This window comes from Bacillus sp. RZ2MS9 (assembly GCF_001816185.2).
GTDB lineage: Bacteria > Bacillota > Bacilli > Bacillales > Bacillaceae_G > Bacillus_A > Bacillus_A cereus.
The window spans coordinates 2662129-2683769 of the sequence record NZ_CP049978.1 but is presented as its reverse complement, the minus strand read 5'-3'; the positions used below and the strand labels follow the sequence as shown (position 1 = coordinate 2683769).

Here is a 21641-nt window from a genome sequence, read left to right as displayed (position 1 = left end):
AATCATATATAGGAGATATCCCGTTTGAATGCTTGAGGAGGATATTATGAAACCTATGTTACCTAGTGAAAAATATTTCGGTAATTTAGAACTAGTTTATGCATTTTATGGGGCTATGCCTACAGGTGTTACTGTTTCAGAAACCGGTCGTATTTTCATTTGCTTTCCGAAATGGGGAGACGATGTTAAATTTACGGTGGCGGAAATTTTTGAGGATAAATTGCAGCCTTATCCTAATTTACAAACCAATTTGGTTAATCCCGAGAATATCCCAATGACTTTCATCAGTGTCCAAAGTGTAGTTGCTGATGGAAGGGGAACGCTTTGGATATTAGATACAGCGGCACCCAATTTTTCTGAACCTATTAAAGGGGGGGCAAAATTAGTCGCTGTTGATTTAGAAACCAATACAATAAGAAAAGTATATACCTTTACAGAAGATGTTGTCCTGCCTACAACTTATCTGAATGATGTCCGTTTTGATTTTCGTGTTGGAAAAGCAGGTTATGCCTATATAACGGATTCATCTTCAAGAGGACCAGGAGCTATTATCGTCGTAGATTTATCAAATGGAAACGCGTTTAGACGGTTAAATGGAGCAAATTCAACTTCACCCGATCCCTATTTTTTACCGAAAGTAGAAGGTCAAATTTTAATGAATCGAAACAAAGACGGTTCAACTTCTCCATTTAGGTTGGCGTCTGATAGTCTTGCGATTTCTCCCGATGGAAAGATATTATTTTTTGCTCCACTAACCAGTCGGCATTTGTTCTCGATCTCAACAGAAGCCTTGAGAGACAGAACGATACCGGACATGAATTTACCTTATCATGTGGAGTATTGGGGAGAAAAAGGTGCGTCTGATGGAATGATCACCGATGCAAAGGGAGCTGTTTATGCTGGAGATTATGAAAACAACAGTATCCGTAAGATATTGCCAAATGGCATAATGGAAGCTATCGCACATGATCCGAGAATTTTGTGGCCGGATACTTTTTCAATTGGTCCGGATCAATATTTGTATGTCATTGTGAACCAATTACATCGACAGCCTAGATTTCATTATGGAAAAGACTTACGACAGAAACCTTATAGTTTACTTCGTATCAAAATTGATGAATTTCCTGCTCCGACCTCTTCATAATAAAAATAGTCAATTAATTGTTTTCATTGATAGAAAATGATCAAACTTTTTTATAAAACCAAAACATAAACCTGCTGGATAAGAATCCATTTTGATCAATCTTTTTCAAAATGGATTCTTTTTATTGACCATAGAATACGGGTTAACACGATATTTTTAATCAAACTTTATTTTAAAATTACGAAGGAACTCATGAATGTTTTAAAAAATATGGTGAAGTAGTAATACCCCAACTTATGAGTGAAATTAATGAAAAGTTAAAATGGGATGTTATTTCAAATGTATAAATAAAGGTAAAGAAATAGGCGCTGAAGAAATTGAAAAACTATTAGCGGATTTATCACCAGAACAAGTAAAGATTGCTTTTTATCAAGAAAGTAAGGAATATGTAAAAATACTAAATCAAACTGATTATGATCAAAGAAGTAAATTAGAAGAAAGTGAATTAAAAGCAATTCTAAGTGAAATGAAAGAGGAGGAAATAATAGAGTTTTTAAAATTTGAAAAGAATTCATTGATGAGATGGACTTCAATTAATATTGCTTGGGATATTATTGGAAATCGTGGTGAGATTTCTAAGGACATTGCTGAAGAATTTACTGAAATTATTTTAAGTAGATTAGAGAGTTATTCTTGGGAAAATTCGGGGGGATAAGCATTGTTGAAAAAATTAAAAATATATTAAAAGAAGATTTTTTATGGGATTTGGCGGAATATAATATAAAAAATCTTGATGACATTGACAATTATTATACTTGTAGCTCGAATATGGAGTTTCTGTTGCAATACGCAGGAGATTTATTATTTATAGATATTGTGAAATATATGTTCGATGAAGAGTTGAAATGTCACTATATGTGGCTAACTGGATGTGGACATATAAGCTTTAATTTTGAAATTGCTCCTTCAACTAGCTATTTACCTCAGCCTAAAGATATTAAAGAACTTGTTTGTAATATTCTATTTGAAAATTTTTCATTGAAAATCTCAATAGCTCTTTCATATATTTCTTTATCAACACAAAATCTTTCTGTTATCCAATAATTAAGTTCAGAAGATGTAATGATTTGTTCTCTTTTCTTACCTTGGAAATATCGTTTTAAAACATTATCATTAATAGAAGTTGGAATACCATCGATATAACCGAAAATCTGAATTTTCTTTAATACAGGAGATGTATGCCAATCGTTAGACCTTGAAATAAGTTCTTTCATATTTGATAAGTGTATTGGTTCTTTTACTTTTTCTTGATGAGCTTTAATAAGCTCATTTAAAAACTTTAAGCTAGTAGGCTGTTTTGTCGTTCCTAAAAATGATAGAAAGCTATTTACTAGTTGTACTTGGGTCATTTTCTTATCCTTTCTATATAGAAATTGTTATTGGTATTATTATAGAATATATGTCAGAAAATACAGTTATTCATTAATGGAGTGGGAGAGAATTATATGTCGATGTCGCTATATTATAAAAAAATCCGGGAGCAATTAGGACATGAACTAATATTCATGCCAAGTGTAGCTGCAGTTATTAAAAACGAGCAGGGAGAACTCTTATTTCAATATCCTGGCGGAGAATATTGGAGTTTGCCGGCTGGAGCAATTGAACCTGGAGAAACTCCAGAAGAAGCAGTAATTCGGGAAGTATGGGAAGAAACAGGATTGAAAGTACAAGTGAAAAAACAAAAAGGGGTATTTGGAGGGGAAAGGTTCCGTCATATATATCCGAATGGCGATCAAGTAGAATATATTGTTGTTGTGTTTGAATGTGAAATTACTAGTGGAAAACTGAAATCGATAGATGGTGAATCTTTAAAACTACAATATTTCTCATTTTCTGAAAAGCCTCCTTTAGCACTACCATACCCGGATAATATATTTTTATAGATGTAAAATAGCACACCTTATTTATTGAAGGTGTGCTATTTATATAACCCGGTCGTATACATCTCCGTTAACGTATACACAATTTCCTCTAAGTTAATCTTTTTGTCATTTTGCATAATAGTCCAAAGAAACGATTCATTCATCGCGAACCAACCGCGTGCTACAATCTCTTTATTTAAATTAGGTTGTGCTAATCCACTTTCTTGAGAGTAAGTAATATCCTGTTTAATGCTTGTTATAAAACGTTCCCGAATCTCATCCCATTTTTGCCGTATTTCTCTTGATAATCCTATCGCTTCCTCTACAACTTGCAAAATAGCGCGTTCTTCATCTGCTAATTGCAGGAATGCTCTAACTTGATTTTGGATCATTATACGTGCTTCCTCTTTTGTTTGTGGAGAAAAAGAGCGTTCAGCGATATTATAAAAACGATTCATAACATCTTCCATTAAACTAATTAGGAGATCATCTTTGTTTTTGAAGTATACATATGCTGTACCATATCCGGTTTCTGCATGTTTAATAATTTGTGTAATTGTCGTTTTTTGAAATCCGTTACGTATAAAAATAGTGTAACCAGAGTGTAATAGTTTCTTCTTCGTTTCTAAGGAGCGGTGTTTTCTTGATGAAAGGGTACTGTTTTTCAAAGAATCACCTCTTTATACTGAAATATCTGAAAATATAATTGTATTGTAAAAGAAGTTCATATATAAAGTCAACTGACATAATATCATTGACGTTGTATCAATTAAGGTGATATATTTCAATTAGTTAGAATAAAAAGAAAATTAAGAGAAGGTGACACCATGTATAAAGAACCATTTCAACCAACTTATGAGTATGCGCTTGAATGTGATAAACATGATGAACTGAAAGATTTTCAAACTGAATTCTATAAAAAAGAAGGTACTATATATTTAGATGGAAACTCATTAGGGCTACTTTCAAAAAGAGCAGAGAAATCATTACTTACTTTGCTAGATTCGTGGAAAGAGTATGGTATTGACGGCTGGACAGAAGGTGAGCATCCGTGGTTTTTCCTTTCAGAGAAATTAGGTAAACTTACAGCCCCTCTTATTGGAGCTTTACCGGAAGAAACTATTGTAACCGGTTCCACAACTGCGAATATACACCAAGTTATTGCGACGTTTTATGAGCCGAAAGGAATACGTACAAAAATACTTGCGGATGAATTGACTTTCCCATCAGATATTTATGCACTTCAAAGTCAAATTCGTTTAAAAGGATTAGATCCAGAGGAGCATTTAGTAAGAGTGAAAAGCCGAGATGGTAGAACACTTTCTGAAGAAGATATTATCCATGCGATGGAAGATGATATCGCTTTAATTTTATTACCTTCTGTTTTATATAGAAGTGGTCAAATTCTTGATATGAAACGTTTAACAACGGAAGCTCATAAACGCGGCATTCACATTGGATTTGATTTATGCCATTCAATAGGATCTATTCCGCATCATTTCAAAGATTGGGATGTCGATTTTGCTGTTTGGTGCAATTATAAATATTTAAATGCAGGACCGGGTAGTGTTGCAGGCCTTTATGTAAATAGTAAACATTTTAATAGACTGCCAGGATTGTCTGGATGGTTTAGTTCTAGAAAAGATAAACAGTTTGATATGGAGCATACATTAACAGCTGCCGATCATGCAGGTGCTTATCAAATTGGTACACCGCACGTATTAAGTACAGCACCTTTAATTGGTTCTCTTGAAATGTTTAAAGATGCTGGTATTGAACGTTTACGCGAAAAATCTTTACATATTACAAGATATATGCTGAATTTAATTGATCACGAATTAAAAGATTTCGGATTTACAATTGGAAATCCATTAGAGGATGAAAAACGTGGCGGGCACATATATTTAGAACATGCAGAAGCAGCACGTATTTGTAAAGCGCTAAAAGCAAATGGAGTTATCCCTGATTTCCGAGCACCTAATGGAGTAAGACTTGCGCCGGTCGCTTTATATAACATATATGAAGAAGTGTGGAAATCTGTACAAATATTAAAGAAAATTATGAAAGAAGAAGAGTATAAACAGTTTGAAAATAAGCGAGAGGTTGTGGCATAAGCATGAAAACATCAGAGTGGATTGATATTTCACAACCGCTAAATAATGATATTGCAACGTGGCCAGGAGACACACCGTTCTCATATGAAGTTTCATGGTCAAAAGAAGAAAGTGGCTCAGTAAATGTTGGAAAGTTAACGATGAGTATTCATACAGGCACTCATATTGATGCACCATTTCATTTTGATAATGATGGAAAGAAAGTATTGGATTTAGATGTTCAAGTTTATGTTGGCCCAGCACGGATTATTGACGTTTCTAATCTTGAAAGCATCGGAAAAAAGGAATTAGAAAGCTTTCATTTAGAAGGTGTAGAACGATTATTATTACGTACATCTTCACATGGAAAAGCTGAAGAATTTCCAGATGTGATCCCTCATTTACGTGCAGACATAGCACCTTTTCTTTCGGAGAAAGGTATTCGTTTAATCGGAGTAGATGTCCCATCAGTTGATCCGCTAGATGATAAAGAATTAGCAGCGCATCATCAATTATTTAAACATGGAATTCATATTTTAGAAAATGTCGTACTAGATCATGTAGCAGACGGTGATTATGAATTGATTGCATTACCACTTGCATTAACTGATGCGGATGGAAGTCCAGTTCGAGCCGTTATTAGACCAATATAAGTAGAATCATATAAAAGGGGCGTTTGGCTAATATGAAAGAAAATGAAAAAGTAATTATGGAAAAAGGGATTCATACGGATTTTAAAGAGAATATGACGTATGGGGAATATTTACAATTAGATAGTTTACTATCTTCTCAAAAAAGATTATCAGACCATCATGATGAAATGTTATTTATCGTTATTCACCAAGCAAGTGAGCTTTGGATGAAGCTCATTTTACATGAGCTAAATGCGGCGATTGAATCTATTAAACAAGATAAATTACAACCAGCTTTTAAAATGTTAGCACGTGTATCAAAAATTCAGTCTCAAATTATTCAATCTTGGGATATTCTTGCGACATTAACACCATCAGAATATATTGAGTTTCGTGATTCACTCGGTCAAGCTTCAGGTTTTCAATCGTATCAATATCGTATGATTGAGTATGCACTTGGCTATAAAACGCCACATGCATTAAAAATTTATGAAAAGGATCCAGAATTACATGCACGACTTCATAAAGCGCTACATGCACCAAGTCTATATGATGTCGCGATTCAAGCATTAGTAAAAGAAGGATTCCCTATTCATAAAGATGTGTTAAACCGTGATATTACGCAGCCTTATGAAGAAGATGCAACAGTAGAAGCAGCATGGTTAGAAGTGTATGCGGATGTGAAAAAATATTGGAATTTATATCAGCTTGCTGAAAAATTGATTGATATTGAAGACTGGCTACAACAATGGCGTTTCCGTCATATGAAAACAGTAGAAAGAATTATTGGACATAAAATGGGTACAGGTGGATCCTCCGGTGTTTCTTATTTAAAGCGAGTACTTGATCAACAATTCTTCCCAGAGCTTTGGAATGTTCGTACGAAATTATAAAAATAAACCTGTCAGTTCATTATGGCTGACAGGTTTATTTTTATTTGAGCACAATTATGTTTAAAATGAAGGAACAAGATATAATAAATGGATTAACTATTTAAATGGAGGTAAAGTTTTTGGATTTCAAGCAACTAGAAAATAAATTCGAAAAGAAAAAAGTGAATACATTTCTTGTTTATCAAAAAGGACAATTAACAACTGAGTATTATAAAACACCCGAATGTGCAAATAACTTATATAAAATAAATTCGATTACAAAAAGTATCGTATCTTTATTAATTGGTATTGCAGTTGATAAGGGCTATATAAATGATATACATACACCGATCACAGAGTGGATTGAAAATGTACCTAGGGGAAAACATAATTTAACACTATATCACTTATTAACAATGACTACTGGTGAGGACTGGAAAGAGTTTGGGAATGGAGTAGTATTCCCAAATGACTTTGTAGAATCAGAGAACTGGGTACAGTACATATTAGAAAAGCCAATAATTGAAGAACCTGCTACAAAAATGAATTATAATTCAGGTTCTTCTCATTTACTGAGCTATATTATTCAAGAAGCTACTGGAATGTCGACAGAGCGGTTTGCAAAGAAATATTTATTTAATCCATTAGAAATTAACGAATACGAGTGGCAACAAGATCCGCAGGGTATATATGTCGGCGGCTTCGGTATGAAAATGAAATCTACCGATTTATTAAAATTAGGAAAATTATGTTTGCAAAATGGATATTGGAATGAAAAAGAAATTGTATCAGCGAAATGGTTAGAAGAGTCAAGTAGGGCGCATTTTGAAACATATGAACATGTCGGCGCATATGGATATCACTGGTGGGTATTACATACCGAAAGATTTCACATACCGTATTGTATATATTTCGCTATGGGATACGGCGGACAATACATCGTTATCATTCCTCAGTTAGAAGTAGTAGCTATTATAAGTAGTCATATGCCAAAACGTGGGCTCGTTCCATTAAAACTATTTATTGAGCATGTACAGGGAAATTCTAATTATATATAAGAAAAGGAGGGAATGTATGAAGGATGAAAAAATTTTATCTTTATTTAGATTCTGTTTAAGTCTTCTAGTATGTAGCGCCATTATTACGCAATTCATAATCAGGGCACAAGTGAAACCGTTCAATCCAGTTAACTTTTTTAGTTTCTTTACTATCGAAAGTAACATTTTAGTTGCATGTATTCTCCTTTTAAGTAGTATCGGAACAGCTACATTTGGTCGCTCAGAGCAGTTTAGTATACTTCGTGGTGCGGCGACGGTATATATACTTACGACAGGACTCATTTATTTTTTGTTACTAAGAGGGTTAGAAGAGTCACTTCAAACGGCAATACCATGGGTAAATACTGTGCTACATTATATCATGCCGATTACAATGCTTTTAGATTGGATTTTAAATCCACCTATTAAGAAAATCACTTGGAAACAAGCTGCAAGTTGGCTTTTATTCCCGTTTTTTTACGTTGTATATAGCTTAATACGTGGTCCAATCGTGAATTGGTATCCATATCCGTTTTTAGATCCGAGAATAGGTGGATATGGTAAAGTACTTTTATACAGTATAGGGATAGCAGTTGTAATTGGTGCTATTTGTATATTGGTAAGATTTTTAGGGAATCGAAACTTTAGAAAAGAATTTTAGAAATGCAAGAACCCCACTGTGTCTGTTTTTAACAGTGGGGGTTTCACTTTATCCAGCTATTTGTCGGGCCGCCCGTAAAAGTCCGATTGGTGAGGGCTGATGATTAGTGGGAGATGAACAAAACCCCCACTGATTAAGGTTTCACTTTATCTACTCGTCTTCTGAAACGACAACTTTATAAATTTCTCCGTCTTCGTTTCAAATTCTACATCAACAAAAACACCGTATTCTTTTCCGTTCTCACGTAACCACAATTTAAATTTTTCAACAGTTATTTGAACTGTTTTTGGTTTTCTACCTATATGAAGATAGTCAATAATTTCTGCTTTTGGGTATTGTTCTTTCGTCTTTTCTACGGCAAGCTTACCCCATTTGGCATACGGCGGCTGCGCATGAACAATTGATGAGCCTGTATATATATTTGAACATGTTGTTAGGAACAGAATGACAAGTGCGACACGCTTTAACAATTTCTTCATGATGAACTCCTTTTATCTTTTTTGTATATTGTTTACATATTTTTTCAACGATATGAGTTTGGATTTTTTTGTCTTCTTTACATAAAAGCGAGGCTTTTACAAAACATAACCAAGAAATCATTTCCGTAATTAAGGAGGGAAAATTATGCGCCAAAAAGCTATTTTTAAAATAGCAGTTTTACTTGCGTTCATAGGACTGTCTTTAATGGTCAGTAGTATACAATTAAAGAATGTAGAAGCTTTTTCTAATCAAGTTATTCAAAGAGGAGCATCTGGCGAAGATGTCATTGAACTGCAATCTCGTTTGAAATATAACGGGTTTTATACGGGAAAAGTGGATGGTGTTTTCGGATGGGGTACATATTGGGCACTTCGGAATTTTCAAGAGAAATTCGGATTACCCGTTGATGGTTTAGCTGGAGCTAAAACGAAGCAAATGCTCGTGAAGGCAACGAAGTATGACAAGTCAACTGCTAATAAAGGGACGACAACGAATAAAGGAAATAGCGGTGGCACTGCACAAGAGAATAAACCACCTCAAAATAAAGGGACAAATGTTCCGAACGGTTATTCTCAAAATGATATTCAGCTTATGGCAAACGCAGTATACGGAGAATCGCGTGGTGAACCGTATTTAGGACAAGTTGCAGTAGCTGCTGTCATTTTGAACCGTGTTACAAGTGCGTCATTCCCAAATACTGTTTCAGGTGTAATCTTTGAGCCTAGAGCATTTACAGCGGTAGCCGATGGGCAAATATATTTAACGCCAAATGAAACAGCAAAAAAAGCAGTTTTAGATGCGATTAACGGATGGGATCCAACAGGAAATGCTTTATATTATTTCAATCCAGATACCGCGACTAGTAAATGGATTTGGACTCGTCCACAAATTAAAAAAATCGGTAAACATATTTTCTGTAAATAGAGGGGAGGTGGGACAATGTTACGAGGTATTATCATTGTATTATTAACAGTCGGTGTAGTAGGAACAGGCTATTGGGGCTATAAAGAGCACCAAGAGAAAAATGCAGTTTTAATTCGAGCGGAAAATAGCTATCAACGTGCATTCCATGATTTAGCATACGAAGTCGATTTATTACACGATAAAATTGGCACAACACTTGCGATGAATTCACGATCATCTTTATCACCTGCATTAGCGGATGTATGGCGTTTAACATCTGAAGCTCGCTCAGATGTAGGGCAACTTCCTTTAACATTAATGCCATTTAATAAAACGGAAGAATTTTTAGCGAATATCGGTGATTTTAGTTACCGTGCAGCCATTCGTGATTTAGAAAAAGAACCGTTAAATGAGCAAGAATATAAAACGTTGCAAACTTTATATTCAAATGCAGGAAATATACAAGATGAACTAAGAAAAGTACAACATCTTGTTTTGAAAAATAATTTACGCTGGATGGATGTAGAAATGGCACTTGCATCAAATCGCGATCCAGCAGATAACACAATTATTGATGGATTGAAAACTGTAGAGAAAAACGTAACATCATATTCTTCTACAAACTTCGGACCGACCTTTACAAGTGCGCAAAAAAATAAAAAAGGCGGATTTGAAGCGGAAGGAAAGGCAATTTCTAAAGATGAAGCGGCGAAAATTGCCAAATCGTTTTTGAATTTAAAAGGAAATGAAAAAGTAGATGTTGAGAAAAGCGGAAAAGGTGCGAAAGAATCCTTCTATAGTGTGAAAATTAAAGATGAAGCAACGAACAACGAGTTCTATATGGATATTACCGGAAAAGGCGGATATCCAATTTGGGTTATGAATAACCGCGAAATTAAAGAACAGAAAGTTAGTTTAAACGATGCAGGTAGTAAAGGTTTGAAATTTTTAAAGGACCATAAGTTTAATAATATGGAGCTTTATGATAGCTCTCAATATGATAATGTTGGTGTATTTACGTATGTAGTAAATGAAAATGGAGTACGAATTTATCCAGAAGCAATCCAAATGAAAATTGCTTTAGATGATGGTTCTATCGTTGGGTTCTCCGCAAAAGAATATTTAGCGTCACATCAAAAGCGAACAGTTCCATCGGCAAAGCTAACTGCAGCAGAAGCAAGAAAGAAAATCAATCCGGATGTAAAAGTCATGGAAGAACGTAAAGCTTTAGTAGTCAATGATTTGCATAATGAAGTACTTTGCTATGAATTTGTAGGCACTTTAGGAAAAGATACGTACCAAATATTCATTAATGCTAATAGCGGGGCCGAGGAAAAGGTAAAGAAAATGCAAGCTGTTGAAAAAATTTATGATTAAACCTTAATAGTGAAGTGGTGAAAATAATGAAAACTCTAATATATATATTGATGCTTTGCTTCGTTATAACTGGATGCAGTATTGGAAAAAAAGACAATCCAAATGAAAAGCCGGAACAAAAAAATGTTTCAATGAAAAATGTTAATTATACGAATAAATCAAATAAGCCAAATGAAAAAGCAGCAGATCATTTAGCATCTTTAGCAGCAAGTGTGCCAGGTGTGAATGATGCAACAGCGGTCGTTGTTGGAAAATATGCTATTGTAGGTATTGATGTAAAAGCAAAACTTGATCGAACTCGAGTTGAATCAATTAAATACTCTGTTGCAGAAAGTTTAAAAAATGACCCTGACGGTGCTAATGCAGTCGTTGTAGCAGATGTTGATACGTATGAACGGCTCAAACAAATCGGAAAGCAAATTAAAAAAGGAAAAACAGGTGAAGGTATACTAGATGAATTAGCCGCTATTGTGGGCCGAGTAATGCCACAAGTTCCAAATGATATGATAGAAAATAGAGAAACGAATCCAATTAAAGATAATGATAAACAATTACCGAAAGATGAAGAACAAGAGTTAAGAAAAGAACAGGATGATCAATCAAATAATCATTTGAATAAATGAAATTAGCCTCGTACTTAATTGTACGAGGTTTTTAAATATAATATTAAATATTCAGTTTATTTTTAAGGAAAAATATGGTTTAATTATGATGGGAGGGACAACTGTTATGATGAAAAAAAGCGCATGTATATTGTTTAGTTTATGCTTAGGTTTCAGTATGACAGCGTGTGAACAGAGAAAAGAAGTGAAAAATCAAACAGCAACTTCTTCTACTGTGATGGAAAGGCAACAGAAAGAGTCTATCAATATAAATCATTTTTCGAGTATAAATGAAGGGATGACTTATACAGAAGTGAAAGATTTAATTGGTTTTGAAGGAGATTTACTTATAGAAGAAGGGGTAGAACATTCTACACAAATTAAACAAATTTTTGCTTGGAAAGGAAACAATCCAAATTCATTTGTTGAAATTACCTTTTTAGATGGAAGAGTGCATTCAAAAGCACAGCAAGGTATAAGTTAATAAGCTAAAAAATGGGAGAGTTTAGCATGAACATACACACAGGGGAAATTCAATTAGTTCCGTATAAGGAGAAATATAAAGAAGTTATACAAACATTTACTTTACCAAGTGAACAAGTTCAGTTTACATCAGATCCAAGCGCATTACTGGAGAAAGCAAAAAGTGATCGTACAAAAAATGTGATTGTTATTTTAGATTACAATGGGGTACCGGTGGGTCTTTTCGCATTGCAAACAGGCGATAGAGTACAGGAATTCACAGACAATAAAAACGCTTTACTTTTAACCTCATTTTCTATAAATCACAATAGACAAAGAAAGGGATACGCTAAAAAGTCATTGTTATTATTAGACGAGTTTGTAAAACGTTATTTTCCAATAAAAAATGAAGTTGTACTTGCTGTGAATGAAAGAAATATTCCTGCACAAAATTTATATGCAAAAGTCGGCTTCCAAGATAAAGGTTTTAGAAGAATGGGACCAATAGGCCAACAAATAATAATGCATTTGTCTATAATGAAATAATGAGATAGAAAACTTACTCTTGAATATTCATGTAGTAGGTTTTTTTATTTTAATAATATACAATATATGTATATAAAATGAAATAGAAATGAAGGATATAAAAAATAAATCAAGATAGAAAATGGAATATCGTTGGGGGAAGAGTGATTAAAACTGGGATTGCAGTTTTTCTTACAGTGTTAGTTTGTGAATTTTTTAATATCTCAACTTGGAGTTATAAAAATGATTTAAAAGATTATAAACCAAATCATTATCATCACCATTTTTCAAGTGAGTATATTATTTTATTTGAGGTATTATCTATTCATGATATGTTAGAAGAATTAAAACAAATATCCGAGAAATATGAGTGGGGAAATCGATTCAATTGATAAGTTCATTTTATTGTGGGGGGAATAGTATGACACTTTATATTGCATTACTAAGAGGAATCAATGTCGGTGGACATAAAGTAATCAAAATGGCTGAGTTAAAACGAGTGTTTGAATCAATAGGGTTAAAACAAGTGAAAACGTATATACAAAGTGGTAATATCGTGTTCGAATCTGAGGAAGATATAAACTTTCTAAAAGACCGAATACAAACGGAAATAAAAAATGAATTTGATTTCGATGTTCCAGTCATGCTAAGAACACATGATGAATTTATAAATATTATTAAGCAATGTCCGTATGAAGTTCATTCATTGTTAGAAGGAGAAAGTGTTCATGTTGCTTTTTTAGCGAATGTACTTTCTGAAGAAGAGAGTAGTCAATTGCTTATATTTAAAAGTGAACTTGAAGATTGCTATATAGATGAGAAAGTCGTTTATTTGTTTTTCAAAAATAGCATTCGAAATTCTAAATTAATGAACCAGTTTCAGAAGTTACATACACCAGCTACAGTTAGGAATTGGCGGACTGTGAACAAATTAAAAGCAATTGTAGAGGGTATGTAAATATAAAAAGATGAGGTTTTCTACATGTAGAAAACCTCATCTTTTTATTTATATTGTTTTGCAACTACGAGTTCGACAATAGGATAAATAAAGAAGGAAGAGCAAATTGCGATGAACAGAGGGAGGTTTTTTACTCCATCTAAATTAGCCCCCATAGAAAATCCTTCAGAGAAGATTAATATAAGGAACATTACAATTACAAGCACAAAATATGCAATTTTAAAGCTTTTATATGTAATTTGTTGTCCCATTTCATCTTGACTTTCTTCTGATACACCGTGGGGATCTCCCCAAGTAATGTAATTAATTAAATTACTAAGTATTAACGAAATTGCAAAAATCGTACCACCCAAAATAGAACCTTCAGTTATGTATTTATATGTGCCATGTACTAGTATTGCAATTAATGCTAAAACAATGATTATAAAAATAGTTTTTTTAGTATTCAATAAATAATTGCCCCCTCGATTGTAAAAAACTCTTTACAAATATAAGTATAAAATTGGAAAAGTATCATGTCAAATACTTTTTACACGAAATATGTAAGTATGTAATATTTTAGTTCTATGATAAATAAAAAATTACAATACATTTGAATGTAAAAGAATGGGCTCGCATATATTTGGAAGGGATGTCAGATTAATTTAGGGGGTAGTTATGTCTATACTTTTAAAAGCTGGTGCAGATGCAGGAAACAACGGTTTGAAGTTAATGGTGAAAGGGCAAGACCCTATTTTTATTCCGAGTATTTATTCTTTATATATAGGTGAGCCTACAGGACTCTTAGATGAGGTAGATGTTTCATTATCTGAATTAGAAAACCACATTGATGTGACTATAAGTTCGCCATCGTTAATGCTAAATAATGTACGATACATCGTTGGAGAAAAAGTCATTCAAGATCAATTAAAAGGTACTGAGGTAGAGAAGAAATCAAATAAGTCAACGGATGAGTTAATGGTTATTACAATACTATCAGGTTTGGCGGTAAGCGCTATGCGTCAAAGTCCAACTTCTAGCCATATTAATATTCGTTATGATTTATCTGTCGCTCTTCCTATGCAGCTTATTACACAAGAAATAGCTGCTGAAAATGCAAAACGTTATATGGGAAATCATAAGGTTATTTTCCATTATCCGAACGGACGCGATGTGACAATTAATGTTTCAATTGAGTATTGTAAATGCCTACCTGAGGGTGCTTCTGGGACGTGGGGCATTGTATACGATGAAGAAGGAAATGTTGTGAAACATAAAATAGAATGTGAGCAAAATCAAGTTTCTGAAATTGATTTTGTAGATAAAACTCTACTCTCTTTTGATATTGGCGCAGGGACGACAGAAGAAGTCGTTTCATTAGGGGTGAATTTCCGTCCGCAACTAAGTAAAGGTTTATCTTATGGTGTAAAAGAGACGTTACTACAAATCATTACGAGATGGAACCGGAAGTATCCAACTAAAACGATTGATAGCATTACAGAATTCAATCAAATTTATTTAAATGATAAGCATCCGAGAAATACATTATTAGTTGAGGAATCACAGCCAGCGCTATTAGGTTTAGCAGCGCGTGTTGCAACAGATATTATAAATAAAATTGATGATATGAAAGACGATCCATACGTGTTTATTTATGGCGGGGGTGCAGTAATTATTAAAAACAGTTTAAAAATGATTTTAAAGCAAAAAGGACGACTCAAAAATGTAATCTTTGTAGATAATCCGTTATTTACAAATGCACGAGGATTATTAGTCTATACTTGTTCGCCAAAATATAGAGAGCATAAGCAAAAAGAGTTAGGATTTACAAACTTAACGATAAGTTAGTTGGTGGAAGTATGCGATCTAGGCGATATAAACGTGGTGATCGAGTAAAAATCAATATTCATAAATCGGTATCACCTGAAATGCTTGCGTGGCTGAATAAACAATCAAATCCAACTAATTTCTTCTTCTTTGCTGCGCAGCAACTATTTAAACAAGTAGGAGATATTGATGTTTCTAAAGCTTTACCAAGCAGCCATGTTTTCTCATTATATGTGGAGCCTTCATCCTTATTAAAAGTCGAAGTAAACCCTTTTAAAAACATGACACTAGACACAAATACATCCACTGAAAATGCAAAAAAAAAATTATGGGAATCTGTTGATCAATTAGATTGTCCATTTTTTTAAACATAGAAAAATATAAGAAGTCCCCATCACTATACATACGAATACAGTGATGGGGTTTTGTTTGTAAATGGAAGGGGCACAATACAATTTGTGACCCTTCCATTAGTTATTTATCTAAATTTTAGATGTATGTTTAGAAACAGCATTAATTATGCTTTCCCAGTCATCTGGATGGTTTTCATGGCCTGCCCCTTTAAGGGTTAATAGTACTGAGTTTGGAATTTCATCAATTAGTGCGAGGCCATGTTCAAATGGTAGTGCTGTATCGTCTGTTCCGTGAATAACTAATGTAGGTGCTTGTATGGATTGAAGTACACCTTCATATGCATCATCACCTTGAAGTAAAGCGTGATTAAACATACTTAATAAATTGTTTGCGCGTTCTATTTCTTGTTTTACTTGTTTATAAACTCTATTTTCATCAAATATTCGTTCTGATCCACATAATAGACGAGATCCTGAAACTAAATACTCTGCCACATCATTTTTATTTGCCCAATCTATACTTGTGCCATTTACATGATGTGTTAAAATCCTTTCATCCATTGGAGGTAAATCGCGAGTATTGTCATCAGATCCTATTACACTAGTCGCTAGTAAAGTTAGCGTCAAAATTCTTTCGGGATGTTTTACAGCGGCAATTTGAGCAATCATACCACCTAATGACATGCCAAATAGGTGAGCTTTATCAATATGATAAGCATCTAGTACTCCAATTGCATCTTCAGCCATATCTGTTACTGTGTAATTGGAAGTTCTAGGTTCATAGGCAACAGAGCGCCCAACATCACGGTTATCAAAGCGAATAACAAACTTCCCCGTACTAGCCAACAGCTCACAAAACTCTTCATCCCAATAAACCATGGAACATGTAGCGCCCATAATTAATAAAATAGCAGGGTTCTTAGGGTTCCCAAAGCTTTCTGTACATATATCAATTCCGTTTATTTTAAATATCTTTTCACTCATATAGTTAGCCTCATTTCTTTTGAATTTAATTAATAAAACAATTTTGGATGATTCTAAGATGTGTGTAAGATTCGTATTGGAATTTATCCCGCTATTTTCCGGGCAGTAAGAGTCCCATTTCAAAATTCCGGGAAAGTAAAGAAGTTGGGAGGGGACCAACTTCCCGGAAAAGCCCGATTGGCGAGGGTTGATTAAAGTTTCACTTTATAATGCTTCTTGCATAATTACCCCCAAAAATAATTATATGTTAATTCAAGGCAAAAAATTTTGAGAAATAATTGTATGTTATTAAAATAAACAGCAAGGAGGAGAGGAAATGAAAGCAATTGTTATTGATCAATATGGTATTGTTGAAGAATTAAAAGAAAGACAAGTTTTAAAACCGGTTGTTCAGAATAACGAAAAAGCTCAACAATAAATAATATCCCATACTATACATTTTCATTTTCAGGTATTATTTATTGTTAGCTATTGTGATATTACTTCTAACAAATACTGTTTCGTATTGTATCGTGTAATTTTTCTAATCCAATTTCCATATCTTTCTCGTTTAACATTGAATAGCTAATTCTTAATTGGTTATCATTTGTTTCGTAATTTAATAGACAAGCTGTTCCTGGTAAAAAAGAGACATCTACTTCATTTGCTTTTTGTAATAAGGTAAAGGGATCTATCGAATCAGGTAGTGTCACCCATAAATTAAAACCTCCATTTGGTATTTCAAAGTGTAGTTCTTTTAATGGCGATAATATATCAATTGTTAAATCACGTCTCATTTGTAAAGCTGTACGTAATTTTTCTAAATGGTTTTTCATACGTTCTGCACGTAAAAACGGTAGAAGTGCCTTCTGTGTTAATAAAGGACTACCGATATCCATTGAACCTTTTACTGCATATAGCCATTCAAAAATAGGACCATCGGCAATAAGTGCCGCGATACGCAGTCCTGGTGCTAACGTTTTACTAAATCCTTTTATATATATTACGTGGCCATCCTTATCAAAACTTTTGATTGGGGGCGGGATTATAGCATCCTCAAAATATATTTCTCCGAAAGAATCATCTTCAATAATAAAAAATTGATATAACTCCGATAGTTCTATAAGTTCCATTCTTCGTTCTTTACTCATTACTGTACCTGTCGGATTCTGGAAGGTGGGATTCGTATACAATAAAACGGGATTTTTACTTTGACAAATATCATCAATTAAGTCGGAGCGAACTCCATGATTATCAAGAGAAACGGGAATGATTTGAACACCTTTATTGATGAAAATATCAAGCGCAGCACTGTAACATGGACTTTCTACTAATACAATATCTCCAGGTTTTAATAATGTTTGAGCAATTAAATCAATTCCTTGTTGTGCGCCGCTTGTAATTAATAATTGAGATGGGTCTGTCACTAATTTCTGGTGTTCATTTAAGTAATTTGCTATTTCAACTCGCAATTCATAATCGCCTTGAACTGGCCCATAAGTTGCTAACAACATCGGATTTTTATCCAGCAATTTATGCATTTCATCTGCCAAAAATGGATTTGGTAACAGACGAGGATACAGAATTGCTTGTGAAAAATTATAATATTTACGGTGCTTATTCATTGCATATTGAGAACGCATAACATTAATCGTTTTCATTTGTTGCCATTTATACGGAATTGGTTTGAAATCTTTCTTTACCCGTTTATATATGTAAGCACCTTTTCCTTGTTCGATGCGTATATACCCTTTCGTTTCTAACTGTTTATACGCTTTACGAACTGTTAATACATTGATTTGTAAATCTGTGGCCATACAACGTAAAGAAGGAAGAGATTCACCATGTGAAAGCATACCACTTTGTATTCTGTCAACAATTTGCATATATATTTGCTTGTAATACGGTATGTTTGTTTCTTTACGCAATACAATTTTCATAGGTTCACCTATTTTTCTTTTTAACTTAATTAAAGCGAAAAATATATAGGGAATCAACTACAACTTGAAGTAACTGTTATATGTACCGATACACTGTTATACACCATAGCCTCTATACTCATTCTAAGAGTAAAAAGGAGGAAGCAAAATGGTCATTTTTAATTACATTTTAGTATGTATTATTTTCGGGACAACATTTTTAACGATAAAAATTGGAATTGAAGCAGGGGCGCCACCGTTGTTTTCAGCAGGAATTCGCTTCTTTTTAGCGGGCATAATCCTTATGATTATTTTTAAATTAAAGCGAAAAGAAATTATGCCACATATATTTTCAAAACGCATTATGTATGCTGGATTTTGTTTAACATTTATGACATTCGCAAGTTTATATTGGTCAGAACAATATATTTCTTCGGGATTAGCTGCTGTTCTTTCTGCTACGGGACCAATGATGATTTTATTAATACAAGCAAAGAGGAATAGGGAGAAATTACAAATGGAACAACTCGTTGCTTTAGTTATTGCACTAGCAGGTGTTATATTTGTTTCTTTACCAGGAATGCATCAACAAGTAAGTTTCATATGGAGTATTGCTTGTATTGTGTTAGTTATAGGGGAGTTATTTTACGGAATAGGCTCTATTCGTTCGAAAGAAATACTGTCAGATTTATCAAATGTATCACCATTTCTTATTAACGGTATTCAAATGTTTTATGGAGGGATTTTACTACTAATCGCATCTATTATTGTAGAACAACCAAATGTAACCGTATTAACTTCATGGAGTGTGCAATGGCCTATTTTATATCTCATATTTATCGGATCGATTGGTGGACACGGATTATATTACTGGCTCTTATCAAAAACAAATCCAGTATTTCCATCGACGTGGTTATATGTATCACCATTAATTGCAATAATTGTGGGATATATCATTTTAGGAGAACCTTTAAATCCTACAATGGGAATGGGGGCTTGTCTTATATTGATTGGTGTATTTTTGGCCAATCGTTCAACACTACGGACTTATTTCAAAAAAGGGCGGTTATTAGAGAAGGAGATGTAATTTAATAAAGCAATAGCCCTGTATGTTACAGGACTGATAAAATCAAAAACACAGTTGGAAAAATAACCAACTGTGTTTTTAATAATTAATTCACTTTTTTAATAAAGCCTTTATAATGACGTTTTACAAGCTGGCTTTCTAACGTCTTCATAGTTTCTAGTGCTACACCGACAATGATAAGTAAGCTTGTACCACCAATTTGAGCAGAAGGTGGTAACGTAGCAATTTTCGTGAATACGAGCGGTAATATAGAAATAGCACCTAAGAAAATTGCACCGATAAATGTTAAACGGTATAGAATTTTAGTTACATATTGTTCAGTTGCTTTACCAGGACGAATACCAGGAACATATCCATTTTGCTTTTTCAAATTCTCAGCCATTTGTTCAGGATTTACTTGAATAAATGCGTAGAAGTATGTGAAAGCAACGATAAGACCGACATAAAGTGTCATTCCAATTGGATGTGCGAAATCAAGATTTGCAACTAACCATTTTGATACGCTTGAATCAGGGAAGAGCTGCGCAATTGTACGCGGCGTCATTAAAAATGCAGAAGCAAAGATAACTGGTATAACACCAGCACTATTTACTTTAAGCGGTAAATGAGTGTTTTTTGCTCCTTGATATTGATTGTTTCCTGAAACAGCTTTTGCATATTGGATCGGTATTTTACGTACAGCTTGTTGAATGTAAATAACACCAACAACTATCGCTAAAATTACGAGTCCAATTAAAACAATTTTTATTATGTGCATAAATAGCTGATCGCCAGCATTTTGGAATTGTTGTAAATAAATTTGATTTGCAACATTTGGAATGGCGGCAACGAGACCTGCGAAGATAATCATCGAAATACCATTACCAACTCCGTTAGCGGTAATTTGTTCGCCTAACCAAAGTAAAAATGCAGTACCTGCAGTTAAAACTGTCGCAATAAATAAGTATGTAGTCCAGCTTTGATCTGTTATTAATTGTCCACCTGCTATATTATTAAAGCCATAAGACATTCCGATGGCCTGTATGAATGCGAGAATGATTGTAAAGTATCGAGTGAATTGAGCTGATTTCTTACGGCCCATTTCTCCTTGCTTTGCCCATTCCGAAAATTTAGGTATAACATCCATTTGTAGTAACTGCACTATGATGGAAGCTGTAATATATGGTGTAATACCTACAGCAAAGATTGAGAAGTGTTGCAATGCTCCTCCGCCAAATACGTTTAACATACCTAGAACGTTAGCTTGATCTTGTACTTTTAATACCTCTGCGTTAGTATGAGGAACTGGAATAAACGTGCCAATTCGAAAAACGATTAACATCGCTAGTGTAAAAAGGATTTTCCTTCTTATCTCAGCTACTCTCATGAAATTTGAAATCGTACGAAACATTATGTCGCCTCCTATATTTTTATCAGTAAAAAACTGATTATTATACCCTATGAAGTAACCACAAACCTCCTTCCGCACTAAATTCATTTGACAAATGGATTTTCATACACTTTGTAGTTTTCACGGATATAAAAATATAAGGTGTTATATAAGCGACCTATACACTTCACGTAATCATTCAATACCCATAATATATCGAATAAATTAACAAATGTACATACATACGCATTAAAAATGAATAAATAGGGTCATTTTTTACATTTATTTAATGATAAATTGATAGGACATTATACTGGTAAATGCGCTTCGTATATTCCTTTAATCAATTAAAATCCTCCACCTTTTTATTTTCTTACAATTAATATATCGATTTAAAAAGAATTTAAAATCAAATAAAAGTATGAAAGTACATACTACTTTAGTAGTAGTAATAGTAATCAATTGTATTTCAATTAAAATTCATGTGATTAGAGGATTCTTTTTATTTAAGAAGGAATAAATATTTAAAGAAAGCT

Annotated in this window: 24 protein-coding genes; 17 read left to right on the top strand and 7 right to left on the bottom strand. The window is 33.6% G+C overall.

The genetic code is table 11. The annotated features are described in order from the left end of the window. Window positions 1-46 precede the first annotated feature (46 nt). Complete coding sequence (locus tag BHV55_RS13690) at window positions 47-1144, top strand: L-dopachrome tautomerase-related protein (protein WP_015382380.1); 1098 nt, start codon at window positions 47-49, stop codon at window positions 1142-1144. 262 nt (window positions 1145-1406) lie between these two features. Further along, window positions 1407-1799 (top strand): hypothetical protein, encoded by a 393-nt coding sequence (locus tag BHV55_RS13685; RefSeq protein WP_000501980.1) that lies wholly within the window; start codon window positions 1407-1409, stop codon window positions 1797-1799. 268 nt (window positions 1800-2067) lie between these two features. Here BHV55_RS13685 and BHV55_RS13680 read toward each other — a convergent pair whose 3' ends face one another. Further along, window positions 2068-2493: a hypothetical protein gene (locus BHV55_RS13680; protein WP_048567616.1), complete on the bottom strand. Its 426-nt coding sequence runs from the start codon at window positions 2491-2493 to the stop codon at window positions 2068-2070. A gap of 96 nt (window positions 2494-2589) precedes the next feature. Between BHV55_RS13680 and BHV55_RS13675 the strand changes: the two genes are divergently transcribed. Next, window positions 2590-3027, top strand: coding sequence for an NUDIX hydrolase (locus BHV55_RS13675; protein ID WP_000062927.1), 438 nt, complete (start codon window positions 2590-2592; stop codon window positions 3025-3027). 35 nt (window positions 3028-3062) lie between these two features. On the opposite strand, the gene BHV55_RS13670 is transcribed toward BHV55_RS13675, so the two are convergent. Further along, window positions 3063-3674, bottom strand: a complete 612-nt coding sequence (locus BHV55_RS13670) for a TetR/AcrR family transcriptional regulator (protein WP_000798551.1) — start codon at window positions 3672-3674, stop codon at window positions 3063-3065. A gap of 159 nt (window positions 3675-3833) precedes the next feature. Here BHV55_RS13670 and kynU point away from each other — a divergent pair, with 159 nt between their 5' ends. The 5 genes from kynU (at window position 3834) to BHV55_RS13645 (ending at window position 8301) form a co-directional block, all read left to right on the top strand. Next, entirely contained in the window at window positions 3834-5120 is a 1287-nt protein-coding gene (kynU, locus tag BHV55_RS13665; protein WP_070757856.1) for a kynureninase, read from the top strand. A gap of 2 nt (window positions 5121-5122) precedes the next feature. Further along, window positions 5123-5752 (top strand): arylformamidase, encoded by a 630-nt coding sequence (gene kynB, locus BHV55_RS13660; protein WP_000858061.1) that lies wholly within the window; start codon window positions 5123-5125, stop codon window positions 5750-5752. Between the two features lie 32 nt (window positions 5753-5784). After that, window positions 5785-6624 carry a tryptophan 2,3-dioxygenase gene (gene kynA / locus BHV55_RS13655; RefSeq protein ID WP_000661957.1) on the top strand — a complete coding sequence of 280 codons (840 nt, stop codon included), beginning with the start codon at window positions 5785-5787 and terminating at the stop codon, window positions 6622-6624. Between the two features lie 119 nt (window positions 6625-6743). Continuing rightward, window positions 6744-7661: a serine hydrolase domain-containing protein gene (locus BHV55_RS13650; protein ID WP_000346265.1), complete on the top strand. Its 918-nt coding sequence runs from the start codon at window positions 6744-6746 to the stop codon at window positions 7659-7661. Window positions 7662-7677: 16 nt separating this feature from the next. Continuing rightward, window positions 7678-8301, top strand: a complete 624-nt coding sequence (locus tag BHV55_RS13645) for a Pr6Pr family membrane protein (protein WP_070757854.1) — start codon at window positions 7678-7680, stop codon at window positions 8299-8301. 146 nt (window positions 8302-8447) lie between these two features. On the opposite strand, the gene BHV55_RS13640 is transcribed toward BHV55_RS13645, so the two are convergent. Continuing rightward, the gene (locus BHV55_RS13640; protein ID WP_000734903.1) at window positions 8448-8780 is read right to left on the bottom strand and encodes a DUF3889 domain-containing protein; all 333 of its coding nucleotides are present in this window, start codon (window positions 8778-8780) and stop codon (window positions 8448-8450) included. 145 nt (window positions 8781-8925) lie between these two features. Between BHV55_RS13640 and sleB the strand changes: the two genes are divergently transcribed. The 6 genes from sleB to BHV55_RS13605 all read left to right on the top strand — a co-directional run bounded on the left by sleB (window position 8926) and on the right by BHV55_RS13605 (window position 13608). Next, window positions 8926-9705, top strand: a complete 780-nt coding sequence (gene sleB, locus BHV55_RS13635) for a spore cortex-lytic enzyme (protein ID WP_001249053.1) — start codon at window positions 8926-8928, stop codon at window positions 9703-9705. Between the two features lie 15 nt (window positions 9706-9720). Further along, window positions 9721-11061, top strand: coding sequence for a germination protein YpeB (ypeB, locus tag BHV55_RS13630; RefSeq protein ID WP_000943727.1), 1341 nt, complete (start codon window positions 9721-9723; stop codon window positions 11059-11061). Between the two features lie 26 nt (window positions 11062-11087). Next, window positions 11088-11684, top strand: coding sequence for a YhcN/YlaJ family sporulation lipoprotein (locus BHV55_RS13625; RefSeq protein ID WP_000854053.1), 597 nt, complete (start codon window positions 11088-11090; stop codon window positions 11682-11684). A 106-nt stretch (window positions 11685-11790) separates the two neighbouring features. Next, window positions 11791-12147 (top strand): hypothetical protein, encoded by a 357-nt coding sequence (locus BHV55_RS13620; RefSeq protein ID WP_000976447.1) that lies wholly within the window; start codon window positions 11791-11793, stop codon window positions 12145-12147. Window positions 12148-12158: 11 nt separating this feature from the next. Then, on the top strand, window positions 12159-12671 hold the full coding sequence (locus tag BHV55_RS13615) for a GNAT family N-acetyltransferase (RefSeq protein ID WP_139147423.1): 513 nt from the start codon (window positions 12159-12161) through the stop codon (window positions 12669-12671). Window positions 12672-13071: 400 nt separating this feature from the next. Further along, window positions 13072-13608, top strand: a complete 537-nt coding sequence (locus tag BHV55_RS13605) for a DUF1697 domain-containing protein (protein WP_000177395.1) — start codon at window positions 13072-13074, stop codon at window positions 13606-13608. Window positions 13609-13652: 44 nt separating this feature from the next. On the opposite strand, the gene BHV55_RS13600 is transcribed toward BHV55_RS13605, so the two are convergent. Further along, on the bottom strand, window positions 13653-14057 hold the full coding sequence (locus BHV55_RS13600) for a hypothetical protein (RefSeq protein WP_001093143.1): 405 nt from the start codon (window positions 14055-14057) through the stop codon (window positions 13653-13655). Between the two features lie 208 nt (window positions 14058-14265). Between BHV55_RS13600 and BHV55_RS13595 the strand changes: the two genes are divergently transcribed. Then, entirely contained in the window at window positions 14266-15435 is a 1170-nt protein-coding gene (locus BHV55_RS13595; protein WP_000025622.1) for a ParM/StbA family protein, read from the top strand. Window positions 15436-15446: 11 nt separating this feature from the next. After that, the gene (locus BHV55_RS13590; protein ID WP_001257760.1) at window positions 15447-15782 is read left to right on the top strand and encodes a hypothetical protein; all 336 of its coding nucleotides are present in this window, start codon (window positions 15447-15449) and stop codon (window positions 15780-15782) included. Window positions 15783-15896: 114 nt separating this feature from the next. Here BHV55_RS13590 and mleBCA read toward each other — a convergent pair whose 3' ends face one another. After that, window positions 15897-16751, bottom strand: a complete 855-nt coding sequence (mleBCA, locus tag BHV55_RS13585) for a BCA family alpha/beta fold macrolide esterase (RefSeq protein WP_001290770.1) — start codon at window positions 16749-16751, stop codon at window positions 15897-15899. A gap of 485 nt (window positions 16752-17236) precedes the next feature. Continuing rightward, a complete protein-coding gene (gene pdxR, locus BHV55_RS13580; RefSeq protein WP_000706791.1) occupies window positions 17237-18670 on the bottom strand; it encodes a MocR-like pyridoxine biosynthesis transcription factor PdxR in 1434 nt (477 codons plus the stop codon). A gap of 148 nt (window positions 18671-18818) precedes the next feature. On the opposite strand from pdxR, the gene BHV55_RS13575 reads away from it, so the two are divergent. After that, the gene (locus BHV55_RS13575; protein WP_070757852.1) at window positions 18819-19736 is read left to right on the top strand and encodes a DMT family transporter; all 918 of its coding nucleotides are present in this window, start codon (window positions 18819-18821) and stop codon (window positions 19734-19736) included. Window positions 19737-19821: 85 nt separating this feature from the next. On the opposite strand, the gene secY is transcribed toward BHV55_RS13575, so the two are convergent. Beyond that, entirely contained in the window at window positions 19822-21126 is a 1305-nt protein-coding gene (gene secY / locus BHV55_RS13570; protein ID WP_000490135.1) for a preprotein translocase subunit SecY, read from the bottom strand. Window positions 21127-21641 lie beyond the last annotated feature (515 nt).